We start from the raw sequence: 12,607 nt of genomic DNA, 5'->3' as shown, positions 1-12,607 counted from the left end.
ACAACACCGTGCGTCCGCACAGCAGCCTTGGCGGCATGGCACCCGCCGAGTTCACCAACCGCCCCCGCCAAAGGCATGAGGACACCAAAGCTAACTTATCAGCGGCCTGAAAATGGGGAGCAGGTCAGCACCGCTCAGCGCCTCTTCTCCCGAACGAAGAGTTGGCGGCGCATCGCAAGCCGATACGACCGCCACACCTGCAACTATTTCGCCGGCATTGCTCTTGTTGCTGCGGCCGCCGAGTGGATCAAATTCGTTCCCAACCTAGAAGCGGAAACGGAACCCTGCCGTGACGTAACGTCCCACTACGTCGTAAAGAAGGGGATTGGTCGCTCGAAAGATCGTGCCCAATGCATATGGTGCGATCGGCGGATCCCGGTCGAACAGATTGTTCGCCGTCACAAACAGCTGTGGTTTGGACGCGTTATCCTCCAGCGTGAAGCGGATCGTCGCGTCGGTATACCAGCGCGCCGGGACGGAATTGTCGTTCACCGTCACGCCTTCCACCAGCGTCGAATTGTACACGCCCTTGTGGATATAGCGTTCCTGCACGAACAGGCCGATCGGGCCGTTGTCATAGTTCACCGAGAACACGCCAGTCCATTTCGGGTTGGCATTCAGCTGGCCAACTTCGCCGGTATAGTCGATCGGCGCGGCACCCGGCACGCTCAGCACATATTTGTCGAGATAGCCGAGCAGCAGACGGGTCGACAGCTGGCCACCAGCGACGTCGCCGCGCCAGCCGAGCTCCACGTCCACGCCGCGCGTTTCCAACCGGTTGAGGTTGAGCTGGCGGGTGGAGATCGTCAGGCGCGTGGGCGTCGCTACGACGTTGCTGCACGCCAGCGCGGACCCGGCGGCGCATTGGTCATACGTTTGCTGCGCGGTGAGGCTGCCGATGACCCCCCCGATCTCGATATTGTAGTAATCCACCGTCGCGGTGAAGCCGGGGAGCGCGCGCGGTTGCAGTGCGATGCCGGCGGTGAAGGTGTCCGCCGTTTCGGGCACCAGATCGGGATTGCCGCCGCTGTAGCTAATGTAGGAGATCGTCGTTCCGTTCGGCTGGATCACGGTGCCCTGGTTCTGGCTGCCGACGCCGAACAATTCGCCGATGTTCGCCGCGCGGATGTCGCGCGAGCGGGTAGCGCGGAGGCGAACGCCCTCGACCGGTTCGTACACCCCGCCGATCTTCCACGTCGTGACGCCGCCGCCACGATCATAATCGGCGTAGCGGACCGCACCGTTGATATCGAGGGCATGGCCGATCGCCGATTCCTTCAGCAACGGCACGGCGGCCTCGACATAGGCCTCGCGCACGGTGTTGCGCCCGGCGATCGGCTGGGCGTTACCGATCTGATAATTGCCGGTGCCGCCGGTGACATTCAGCCCGCGAACCCCGGTAAAATTGGGCACGGCGGTAGACAGCGCATCGACCGTCACCGCAGCGGATTCCTGCCGCGCCTCTGCACCGAAACCGATGCTGACGTCACCCGCCCAGGTGGCGAACGGCGTGCCCGATATGTTGATCGCCGCGACATCCTGCTTGTAGGTGAGATCGGAGACGTTGGTCCCCAGCACGTAACCAAGCGCCGCTTGCGATGGCGAGCCGCTGCCCAGGATGTTGAGCGGCACGCACGGTGGCGACACGACGCCGACGGGGCCCTGCGGAACCGGCTGTGCGCGGCAAGTGATCGATCCGTCGGCAGCGCGCACCACATCGGCGGCGGCGGCGACGCGCGAGTAGATCGGGTTGTTATGGTAGGCCTGCCGGACGCGGCTTTCGGCGTGCGAGAAGTAGCCGCCGACTTCCCAATCGCCGAACGTGGCCTCGAACCCGCCGAGCCCTCGCCAGGTGCGGGTGAGGATGTCCGCGGTGATCGGCGGGAAATCGCTGTTCAACCGGCCGACCGCGAACGAGCCGATGTCGTTGGTCGTATCCGCATCGCTATTCCGCGTATCTATGATGCGCTGGAGATCGGCGGGGATGAACGGATTGCCGTTGTAGATCTGATAAGCGGTGGCGTTGTAGTTGAATGACGGCAGGATCTTGAAGCGCGAGCGCGAGCGACCGTAGATGCCCTCGGCGAACACGGTCACATTGTCGGCCAGCTCGTAGCTTGCCCGGCCGAAGAAATTGCTGCGCTGGAGACCGCCAGAGATGCTGGTCGACTGGCGCGCGCCGTCACCCCCCTGCTGAAATTGTGCGGAGCGGTTGGTGCCGGCAACGAACGGGTCGAGCCCGCCGCCACTTGCCGCGTTGGCGAATTCGAAGTTGGTCAGCGGGTCGCCGGCGATCGCGGTGCCGTTCGGGCGGCGAACGGTGACGATGCGACCACCGTTGGCGGCGATGTTGAGATTGACGTTCGTGGCGCGGATCTGCGTCGCGCCTCCGGCGGTGTTCGGGATGATGCCGGCACCGAGCAACGCCCAGTCGCGGCCTTCGTAGCGCTCGATCGGATCGCTGTTGGCATATTCGCCGCTCAGCAGCAGGTGGCCGCGGCCATCCGCGAAGGACGTGCCGCCGGCGAGCGCGACCTTCTGCGAACCGCCGTCGCCGCGCGTGGAGATGCCGGCTTGAACCTCGGTCCGCAGCCCGGTCAGGTTGCGATCGAGGACGAAATTGACGACGCCGGCGACCGCGTCCGAACCGTAAGCGGCCGAGGCGCCGCCGGTGACGGTGTCGACGCGCTGGATCAGCAGCTGCGGCAACAGATTGACGTCCGTGGCACCCGTCGTCGCGCTCGGCGGTGCGCGCCGTCCATCGAGCAGCGTCAGCGTGCGCTGCACGCCCAGATTGCGCAGATTGAGGAAGTTACCGCCGCCGCCGCTCGTTGCAAGGTTGATCGCGCCAGCCGTCTGCGGACGCGACGACCCACGAAAGGCCGGGAGCTGGTTAAGGCCATCGGCGACGTTGCCCGGCGCGGCGAGCTGCAACTGCTCCGCGGCCACCACCGTGACCGGCGTTGGCGAAGCTCCGCCATCGCGCAGCACGCGCGAACCAGTGACGATAATGTCGGAAAGATCGGCAGTGCCCGCCGACGAGGAGGCTGCAGTTTCGGGAGCCTCCTCTACGGGTTGGAGGACCTGATCTGGCGTGCGCGCTTCAGCCTGGGTGTCGGCTGCCGTCGCCGCCTCCTGCGCGTCTGCGTGCATCGGCGATGCGAGTGAGACAAGCGCACCTACTGAAGCGGTGGTAAGCCAATGATGCCGCATGTCTCTCTCCCGATTTCGCGCGGCTTTTCGCCGCTTATCGCCACGCTAGACATTCGGTTTAACGGGTGTCAAGGACATCTTTAACGGTCTTTAACTTGCCAAGGCTTTGCTGCTGATCGGTTTGCCGCAATCGCAGGGGTAAAAAGAACCACATCTATGCCGCGACACCCCCACCCCACCAATGCCTCACTCCACTAAACACCCTTTCAATTTCAAGGCAGGCGATGCTCCAGGTGGAGCACCGGCTCCAGGCGGTGGAAACAAAAAGGGGAACGTCAACATCTTGCCGAGCCGTGGTTGCGCCAGCCCCTGCGTTCGGCGCCGACCTCCTCGACTGCGATTTGGCTCAATCCCATCATAGCATAGCTACTCTGGTATCAAGGCTGCCCCGCCGCATCCGGTCGGGATCAACCGAGAGAAACGTGCATCAGTCCTGTTCATGGCGTCATGAACAGTTAAAGTTTCGTTGCAGTCATGCTGCCATACAGACTGACGCGATCGACCTTCGGCTGGTCTTCCTCCCTGCTGCGCAGCAGCGTGCGGCAAGGTGTCAGGCGTTGCCGCAAGCGGCCGCCCGGTGGCCAGACGACGAGAAGCAAGAAGTGGCATGATGAACGCTCCGGTCCTCGCTGACGCAAGGGCGCTACCGCGATTTTGCGATTGCACGCCGACGGCGATCGAGGGCGCGCTGGCGCAAGTCATCGCAGAGCAAGAGGAAGTCGTCACCCATCTGACGACCGCCGCGCCGACCGACTTCGCATCTGCCTGGCTCCCGCTGGAGCGGGCGGACACGGCGATCGACGCGCTCTGGAGCACTGTCAGCCACCTTCACGGCGTTGCCGACAATCCCGAACTTCGCGCCGCGCACGCCGCCGGCCAGGCGCTGATTGTGGAAAACTCGATCAAGACGCGCCAAAATCATGCGCTCTAGGGTCTTTTCGTCGGCGTCGAAGCCTCACCGGATTTCCCGCAGCTGCCGCTCGCGGATCGGGTCGCCGTGGAGCATGCCTTGCGCGATTTCCGGCTTGCCGGGGTGGCGCTGGAACTTGCGGCGCGCGAACGCTTCGCCGCGATCTCGGTGGAGCTGTCGTCGCTCAGCAACGCCTTTTCCAGCGCGCTGCTCGATGCAACCGATCATTGGTTTGAACACATCACCGATGAAGCCTTGCTCGCCGGCGTGGCCGAACCGGACAAGGCGATGTTCGCCGAAGCCGCGCGTCAACGTGACCTGGACGGTTGGGTCGTCATGCTTCAGGCGCCCAGCACCAGCGCGATCATGAACTTCGCCGAAAACCGGCAACTACGGTTCCGGGTTTACGAGGCATCGACCACCCGCGCCTCCGATCAGGGGTCCGATGCCGGCAAGTTCGACAATAGCGAGCGGATCGCGCGCATCCTGGAACTGCGCCACGAGGCTGCGACCTTGCTGGGGTACAAGGATCCGGTCGAACGGTCGCTCGCCACCAAGATGGCGCCGAGTGCCGACGCCATTCTGTCGTTCCTGCGCGATCTTGCCGCGCGCGCCAAACCCGCGGCGGGGCGGGAGTTCGCCGAGCTTCAACGCTTTGCGGCGGCCGACTTGGTTCAGCGCGGCGGCTAAATGCGGGACCGGCCGGACTTGATGAACCCGCTTTCTGCTGGATGCTTTAGAGCCAGCTCGTGGGGCAGGTCTCGTACATCCAAGCGCTAGAGCCAGTCATTTGCAGGAGCAGACCGGATCAGAGTTCGTTGTTGGAAGTGCCGGGATCGTCGGCGCCGCGGCCTGTAAGGATATGTATTGCCGTCAGCTGCGCTCACACGGGTCTGCGCGCACCTGAGCATCAAGGGAAAAATCGCTCCGATCGCGGGCGAGCTAACGGTGCCGAACCTTTGAGGAATGGTGGAGCCGAGGGGGATCGAACCCCTGACCTTCGCAATGCCATTGCGACGCTCTCCCAGCTGAGCTACGGCCCCATTCCGTTGGGAAGGCGCCCACTAACGGGGCGCTTCTGGGTTGGCAAGCGGCCTTTTGGGCCGCCTGCCATTTTCAATCAATTATTTTCGTCGTCGTCGCTGGTCGCTTCAACGCCAAGGTCGTCGTCGCCGCCCAGATCGACCTCATCGTCCGCGTTGGGCTCTTCATCCTCGTCCGCGACCAGATCGGTATCGTCATCGCCAGCCAGATCGCTGTCAGGCGCTGCCTTCTCCGTCTTGGCTGCCTCGAACGGCATTGGCTGCTTGGATTTCAGAATCGGCTCCGGCTCCCAGGCATATCCGCACTCGATGCAGGTGACGGGCTCGTCCTTCTGCAGGTCATAAAAACGCGTCGCGCATTTCGGGCACGTCCGCTTCGTGCCCCATTCCGGCTTGATCATGCCGTGTCGTGCCTTTCGGAAGATTGGTTCTACGGGTGTGCCCCGTGAAGTGGCGGGCGCCTTGCCATAGTGCAACCCCGCTGGCAAGGCGCCGCCCGCAATGGCGCATCCCGAACCCCGCCCCGTCACCGTCCATGCCGCGCAGCGTCTGGCCGGCCGTATCCGCGTTCCCGGCGACAAGTCGATCAGCCATCGATCATTGATGCTGTCCGCGCTGGCGGTGGGAGAGAGTCGCGTCGAGGGGCTGCTGGAGGGCGAGGATGTGCTCGCCACCGCCGCCGCGATGCGGGCGATGGGCGCGACGATCGAGCGCGGTGGCGACGCGATCTGGCGCATCAATGGCGTGGGCGTCGGCGGGCTGCTGCAGCCGCAAGCCGCGCTGGATATGGGGAATTCGGGCACCTCGACGCGGTTGTTGATGGGCCTGGTTGCCAGCCACCCAATCACTGCCACCTTCACCGGCGATGCGTCCCTGTCGGGACGCCCGATGAAGCGGGTCATCGATCCGTTGTCGGCCATGGGCGCCGACATCACCGCTTCGCCGGGCGGTCGCCTGCCGCTGATGGTGCGCGGCCTCTGCCCCGCCGTCCCGATCGAATATGAACTGCCGGTCACCTCCGCACAGGTGAAGTCGGCCGTGCTGCTCGCTGGCCTCAACACGCCCGGCATCACGCGCGTGATCGAGCCGGTGGCGACGCGCGATCACAGCGAGCGGATGCTGGCCGGCTTCGGCGCGACCATCACTGTCGAGCCGGGCGCGCGCGGGCGGATCATCTCGATCACCGGCGAGGCGGAGCTGAAGCCGCAGACGATCGTCGTACCGGGCGATCCCTCATCCGCCGCCTTCTGGATGGTTGCCGCGACGATTGTGCCCGGCAGCGACGTGGTGATCGAGAATGTGGGCCTGAACTCCACGCGCGCCGGGCTGGTCACTGCGCTGCGGCTGATGGGTGCGGATATCGAGGAACTGGATCCTCGCACTGTGGGCGGCGAGCCGGTTGCCGATCTGCGCGTTCGCCATGCGGCCTTGTCGGGAATCGAAGTGCCGCACGATCTCGCCCCGTCGATGATCGACGAATATCCGGCGCTGTTCGTCGCCGCCGCCTTTGCGCAAGGTCGCACGGTGGCGCGCGGCGCCGACGAACTGCGGGTCAAGGAATCGGATCGGATCGCGGTGATGAAGGCGGCGCTCGAAGCCAACGGCGTCGTGACGATCGAGCATGAGGACGGCCTGTCGATTGACGGCACGGGCGGCGACCCTATCCCAGGTGGCGCGACGGTCGCGTCGAGCCTCGACCACCGCATCGCGATGGGTATGGTGGTCGCCGGCCTGCACGCCGCCAATCCGATCGCGATCGACGATGCGAGTCCCGTGGCGACGAGCTTCCCGACCTTTTTCGACCTGCTGGCCGATCTCGGCGGGAGCGTGACTTGGGGCTGATCGACCGCCGATCCCTGATCACCGGCATGGCGGCCGGGTTGGTCGCGGCACCGGCGCTCGCCCGCGACCTTGATCGGCCGACGCGAGAGCTGATGGTCCCGGTCCAAGGTGGCCAAATCTACGTGCGTGTCGATGGCGATCTCGCCAGCGGACGCGCGCCGATCGTGATGATCCATGGTGGGCCGGGCGGCACGCACGTCGCCTTCCTCGAGGCCCTGCCGCTCGCCAACGAGCGTGCGGTGATCCTCTACGACCAGCTTGACTCGGGCCGGTCGGATCGACCGAACGATCCCGCCAACTGGTGTGTCGAACGGTTCGTCGATGAGCTGGAGGCGATACGCACAGCGCTGAATATCAACCAGTGGCATGTGCTGGGTGCAAGCTGGGGCGGGACGGTCGCGCTCGAATATGGTGCGCGTCGCCCCGCGGCATTGCGCGGATTGGCGCTGGCGAGCCCGCTGATCTCGACCAAGAGCTGGCTCGCCGATGCCGCAGCGCTGATCGACCAGTTGCCGCCGGCGATCAGGAGCGAGCTCCAGCGGTGCGGCGCGCTCACCCTGCCCTCACCGCCGCCCAGTTGTGACCGGCCGACTCAAGCGTTCTACGCAGCCTTCAACCGGCGCGAGCCGGTGGCGGCGGACGTTAGCGCCTATCGCGGGCGCGGCCGGGGCTTCAATCCGGACCTGTATCGGGCGATGTGGGGGGCGAGCGAGTTCGTCTCCACCGGCACGCTCAGGGATTATGAAGGCGAGCCGTTGCTCGCCAAGCTGGAAGGAAAGCGTAGTTTGTTCCTTTGTGGCCAATATGACGAGGCACGGCCTGTCACCACCGCCGCCTTTGCCGCGCGCGTGCCCGGCGCCGAATTCGCGGTGATCCCCGGCGCGGCACACGGATTGTTCAACGATCGTCCGGCCGACACGGTGGCGCTGCTGCGTGCCTGGCTGGCGCGACAGGATGCCATCGCATGATCATCGCGGTCGACGGACCCGCCGCATCGGGCAAGGGCACGATCGCCAAGGCGTTGGCGCGCCACTACAACTTACCGCACCTCGACACCGGGTTGCTGTACCGCGCGGTGGCCGCCACGGTGAAGCGGCTGGATCTCGATCCGACACGCGAGGCGGATGCGGTGGCGGCGTCCGACTTCGACGAGCTGACTCTCGCCGACCCGGTGCTGCGCGATGACGAGATCGGCAAGCTTGCCTCGATCGTCTCGGCGCATCCGCTGGTTCGCGCTGCGCTGTTCCAGCGGCAAAAGAGGTTTGCCCATCAGGAAGGCGGCGCGGTGCTCGACGGACGCGACATCGGCACGGTGATTGCGCCCGGCGCCGACGCCAAGCTGTTCGTGCGCGCGACCCCCACGATCCGCGCCCGCCGCCGCCATGCCGAACTGCAAGGCCGCGGCGCGACCACGACTTTCGACCAGGTGCTCGCCGATATCAGGTCGCGCGACCAGCGCGATAGTTCGCGCTCGACAGCGCCACTGGTGCCGGCAATCGACGCCGCGCTGCTTGATACGAGCTTTCTGTCGATCGAGGCGTCGGTGGAGAAAGCGATAGCACTGGTGGAGGCGCGGCGCGGTACGCGGCCTTAACGCGCTCTTTGTCAACCTTGCTCCCGTGGGCGGTTTGCAGTATGGCGCGCCGTCCGGCGGGCTGGGGCTCGTGGAGGCGTGGCGCGAAAGGTGATCCTCTCGCGCCCTTTTCGCATTTGCTGCGGCTTGGCCTCCCTCTCCTCTCACATGGATGCCGCACCGGTATGAGGCCGGCGCGGCGGTGATGGCCAAGACCAGCGGAACCAACCGCTTGGCCGGAAACGAACTGATTAGGACACTAGACTTTATGGCCTCAACGGCAGCTCCCTCGCGGGACGATTTCGCGGCGATGCTCGATGACATGTTCGGCGGCGCCGACAGCTTCGAGGGCCGCGTGGTGCTTGGCACCGTTACCGGCATTGAAAACGACCTCGCCGTCATCGACGTCGGCCTGAAGAGCGAAGGCCGCGTGCCGCTGCGCGAGTTCGCGCCGGCGCCGGGCCAGAAGGCCGAGCTGAAGATCGGCGACGAAGTCGAAGTGTACGTCGACCGCGTCGAGAACATGCATGGCGAAGCGATGCTGTCGCGCGATCGCGCACGCCGCGAAGCCGCATGGGACAAGCTGGAAACCGAATTCGCCAAGACCGCGCGCGTCGAAGGCGTGATCTTCGGCCGCGTGAAGGGCGGCTTCACCGTCGACCTGAACGGCGCCGTGGCGTTCCTGCCGGGCTCGCAGGTCGACATCCGTCCGGTGCGTGACGTCACGCCGCTGATGGACATCCCGCAGCCTTTCCAGATCCTGAAGATGGACCGCAAGCGCGGCAACATCGTCGTGTCGCGTCGCGCCGTTCTGGAAGAAACCCGCGCCGAGCAGCGTTCGGGCCTGATCCAGAGCCTGGCCGAAGGCCAGATCATCGACGGCGTCGTCAAGAACATCACCGATTACGGCGCCTTCGTCGACCTGGGCGGCATCGACGGCCTGCTGCACGTCACCGACCTCAGCTACAAGCGCGTCCAGCACCCGTCCGAGATGATCAACATCGGCGACACGGTGAAGGTGCAGATCATCCGCATCAACAAGGACACGCAGCGGATCTCGCTCGGCATGAAGCAGCTCGAGAGCGATCCGTGGGATGGCGCGTCGGTCAAGTATCCGGTCGGCGCGAAGCTGTCGGGCCGTGTCACGAACATCACCGAATATGGTGCGTTCGTTGAGCTGGAAGCCGGCATCGAGGGCCTCGTCCACGTCAGCGAAATGTCCTGGACCAAGAAGAACGTCCACCCGGGCAAGATCGTCTCGACCTCGCAGGAAGTCGAAGTCGTGGTGCTCGAGGTCGATGCCGACAAGCGTCGTATCTCGCTGGGCCTGAAGCAGGCGCAGCAGAACCCGTGGGAGCGTTTCGCCGCCGAGCATCCGGTTGGCGCGACGGTCGAGGGCGAAGTCAAGAACGCCACCGAGTTCGGCCTGTTCATCGGCCTCGACAACGATGTCGACGGCATGGTCCACATGTCCGACATCGCCTGGGGCGTGTCGGGTGAGGACGCGCTCAACCTGCACCGCAAGGGTGAAACCGTTCAGGCAATCGTGCTTGACGTCGATCCCGAGAAGGAGCGCATCAGCCTCGGCATGAAGCAGCTCGAGCGTGGCGCACCGGCAGCTGGCGGCGTGGCGGCTTCGGGCGACCGTCTGGGCAAGAACCAGATCGTCACCGTCACCGTTCTCGAAGTCCGCGACGCGGGCCTCGAGGTTCAGGCTGGTGACGATGGCGCGACCGGCTTCATCAAGCGCACCGATCTCGGCCGCGACCGTGATGAGCAGCGTGCGGAGCGTTTCCAGGTCGGCCAGAAGTTCGATGCAATGGTGACCGGCTTCGACCGTTCCAAGAAGCCGACCTTCTCGATCAAGGCGATGCAGATCTCCGAGGAGAAGCAGGCCGTGGCGCAGTACGGCTCGTCCGACTCGGGTGCGTCGCTCGGCGACATCCTCGGCGAGGCGCTGAAGGCTCGTCAGAACAAGGAATAAGACTGCCGCCAGGCGGTCGATTGCACCGGGGCGGGGTGGCAAATGTCACTCCGCCCTCTTTTTTTTGCGGCACAGGGAGTCATTGCGTCGTTATCAGGCGTGTCGCTCCTGTTTCCCGTTGGATTTACCTGTATTAAGGTGAACGTGCGTTGCCGTCGCGGTGGCAGATCAAGGGCTGGAGCAAATGATCCGATCGGAGCTTGTTCAACATCTGGCGGAACAGAATCCCGAATTGTCTGCGCGTGAGGTTGAGGCGATCGTCTCCACCTTCTTCGACGAGATCGTGCGGCGGCTCGCGGAGAACGGACGAGTCGAACTGCGCGGCTTCGGCGCCTTCTCGACTCGTGCCCGCGATGCCCGCACCGGTCGTAACCCACGCACCGGCGAAGTGGTCGAAGTCACCGCCAAGCGGGTGCCCTATTTCAAGCCAGGCAAGGAAATGCGTCAGCGATTGAACGTCTGAGCGCTTGACGACAGCGCTTCTCTGCCGCTTTTCGGAGGGCGTGATGCGCGGACGTGGCGGAACCGGTAGACGCCGGAGACTTAAAATCTTCTGCCCGTATGGGCGTGCGGGTTCGAGTCCCGCCGTCCGCACCATCATGCTGACCTTGGCGCTGGCGGCCGCAGGTTGCGAGCAGCGGCGCGATGTCGGGCCGGTGATCGTCAGCGCCACCGGCGACGCGGCTCGGCCTGAGGCGATTCGGCGGACCAGTGACGACATGGCGGAACGGCTGCTCGCTGATGCCTCCGCACAGGGGCTCGTGCGGTTCGATGCAGCCGGGCAGATCGTGCCCGGCGTCGCCGAACGCTGGATCGTTACGGACGAAGGCCGAACCTATATCTTCCGCCTGCGCGAAATGACCTGGACGGACGGACGTCGAATGAAGGCCGCGGACGTAGTCGCTATTCTTCGACGGCAGCTCCAGTCACGCGCGCGCAATCCGCTCGCGCCGTACCTCACGGCGATCGATTCGATCGTCGAAATGACGCCGCAGGTGATCCAGATCGAACTGTCGCGCCCACGGCCTGATTTGCTCAAGCTGTTCGCGCAACCCGACATGGTGATCGTCGATCCCACACGGTCAATTGGCAGCGGCCCAATGCGGATCAGCGACCGGCGCGGGCGAGTCGCGCGCCTGACGCCGATCCCCGATCCTGATCGCGCCGCCGACGAACGCGAGGAAGCTCAGCCGGAGGATGATGTCCTGCTGGTAGGCGAGCGGGCCGCAGCCGGCATCGCCCGCTTCGTAACCCACCGCTCCGACCTGTTCACTGGTGGCACGATCGCCGAATGGCCGTTGCTCGCCGCCGCGGGTGCTGAACCTGCAAGCATCCGGCTCGATCCGGCAGCGGGCCTGTTCGGGCTTGCAGTGGTCAACCGGGAGGGCTTCCTGGAAGCAGCGGAGAACCGCGGGGCGATTGCGCTCGCCATTGACCGGACAACGCTGGTGCAAAGCTTCAGCCGGGATTGGTTGCCCACGGAAGATCTGTTCCCGGCCGCGCTCGACTCCGCGGTGCCCCCTGCGCAAGCGCCGTGGCGGGTCGTGCCGGCAAACGAGCGTCGAGCGGCCGCGCAGGCAAAGATCGCCGCCTGGCGCGCCAGGGGGGAGCCGCCGCCAGCGCTCCGGATCGCACTGCCGAATGCGTCCGGCGGCACCTTGCTTTGGGCACGGCTGGCCGCGGACCTGTATGCGGTTGGTGTCCGGCCGATCCGGGTGGGGCCAGAGGACGATGCCGATCTCCGCCTTGTTGATGCGGTGGCCCCCTATGATAGTGCGCGCTGGTATCTCGATCAGGCCTGCCAACCTTGCGGAGAGAGCGCGTCGGCGGCGATCGAAGCGGCACGCCTTTCGCCGACACTCGCCGAACGTGCCCGAAAAATCGCCGAAGCTGACGCCGCCGTCGCCGAAGATGTTGCTTTCATCCCCATTGCCCGTCCGCTGCGCTGGTCATTGGTCGCGCAACGGCTGCGGGCGTGGCGACCCAACGAACGCGCCTGGCATCCGTTGAACCAACTGCGCCGCGATCCCACTTGATGGTTC

General features: G+C 65.2%; 10 protein-coding genes and 2 tRNA genes. 9 read left to right on the top strand and 3 right to left on the bottom strand.

Annotated elements, in window-relative coordinates; genetic code table 11:
• Window positions 1–264: 264 nt before the first annotated feature.
• Entirely contained in the window at window positions 265–3,153 is a 2,889-nt protein-coding gene (locus tag SPHI_RS12840) for a TonB-dependent receptor domain-containing protein (protein WP_158049704.1), read from the bottom strand.
• 670 nt (window positions 3,154–3,823) lie between these two features.
• Here SPHI_RS12840 and SPHI_RS15345 point away from each other — a divergent pair.
• Both SPHI_RS15345 and SPHI_RS15340 read left to right on the top strand, forming a co-directional pair.
• Complete coding sequence (locus SPHI_RS15345) at window positions 3,824–4,144, top strand: hypothetical protein (RefSeq protein WP_233130920.1); 321 nt, start codon at window positions 3,824–3,826, stop codon at window positions 4,142–4,144.
• 78 nt (window positions 4,145–4,222) lie between these two features.
• Window positions 4,223–4,813, top strand: a complete 591-nt coding sequence (locus SPHI_RS15340) for a M3 family metallopeptidase (RefSeq protein ID WP_233130919.1) — start codon at window positions 4,223–4,225, stop codon at window positions 4,811–4,813.
• A 277-nt stretch (window positions 4,814–5,090) separates the two neighbouring features.
• On the opposite strand, the gene SPHI_RS12825 is transcribed toward SPHI_RS15340, so the two are convergent.
• Together SPHI_RS12825 and SPHI_RS12820 are read right to left on the bottom strand one after the other, a co-directional pair.
• Window positions 5,091–5,166 (bottom strand) — tRNA-Ala (locus tag SPHI_RS12825).
• A gap of 77 nt (window positions 5,167–5,243) precedes the next feature.
• A complete protein-coding gene (locus SPHI_RS12820; protein WP_076745348.1) occupies window positions 5,244–5,567 on the bottom strand; it encodes a TIGR02300 family protein in 324 nt (107 codons plus the stop codon).
• A gap of 100 nt (window positions 5,568–5,667) precedes the next feature.
• On the opposite strand from SPHI_RS12820, the gene aroA reads away from it, so the two are divergent.
• The 7 genes from aroA (at window position 5,668) to SPHI_RS12785 (ending at window position 12,601) form a co-directional block, all read left to right on the top strand.
• The gene (gene aroA, locus SPHI_RS12815) at window positions 5,668–7,008 is read left to right on the top strand and encodes a 3-phosphoshikimate 1-carboxyvinyltransferase (protein WP_076745347.1); all 1,341 of its coding nucleotides are present in this window, start codon (window positions 5,668–5,670) and stop codon (window positions 7,006–7,008) included.
• Window positions 6,999–7,976: an alpha/beta fold hydrolase gene (locus SPHI_RS12810; protein ID WP_233130918.1), complete on the top strand. Its 978-nt coding sequence runs from the start codon at window positions 6,999–7,001 to the stop codon at window positions 7,974–7,976. The genes aroA and SPHI_RS12810 overlap by 10 nt, the downstream gene beginning before the upstream one ends.
• Window positions 7,973–8,602, top strand: coding sequence for a (d)CMP kinase (cmk, locus tag SPHI_RS12805; RefSeq protein WP_076745346.1), 630 nt, complete (start codon window positions 7,973–7,975; stop codon window positions 8,600–8,602). Before SPHI_RS12810 ends, cmk begins: the two co-directional genes overlap by 4 nt.
• Window positions 8,603–8,849: 247 nt before the next feature.
• A complete protein-coding gene (gene rpsA / locus SPHI_RS12800; protein WP_076745345.1) occupies window positions 8,850–10,565 on the top strand; it encodes a 30S ribosomal protein S1 in 1,716 nt (571 codons plus the stop codon).
• A 184-nt stretch (window positions 10,566–10,749) separates the two neighbouring features.
• Complete coding sequence (locus SPHI_RS12795; RefSeq protein WP_076745344.1) at window positions 10,750–11,028, top strand: integration host factor subunit beta; 279 nt, start codon at window positions 10,750–10,752, stop codon at window positions 11,026–11,028.
• A gap of 47 nt (window positions 11,029–11,075) precedes the next feature.
• Window positions 11,076–11,162, top strand: a tRNA-Leu gene (locus tag SPHI_RS12790).
• A 2-nt stretch (window positions 11,163–11,164) separates the two neighbouring features.
• On the top strand, window positions 11,165–12,601 hold the full coding sequence (locus tag SPHI_RS12785; protein ID WP_076745343.1) for an ABC transporter substrate-binding protein: 1,437 nt from the start codon (window positions 11,165–11,167) through the stop codon (window positions 12,599–12,601).
• Window positions 12,602–12,607: the final 6 nt, after the last annotated feature.

Source organism: Sphingomonas jeddahensis, from assembly GCF_001981525.1.
GTDB classification, from domain to species: Bacteria; Pseudomonadota; Alphaproteobacteria; order Sphingomonadales; family Sphingomonadaceae; genus Sphingomonas; species Sphingomonas jeddahensis.
The sequence above is the reverse complement of the archived record's forward strand: the minus strand, read 5'-3'. Positions and strand labels throughout refer to the sequence as shown.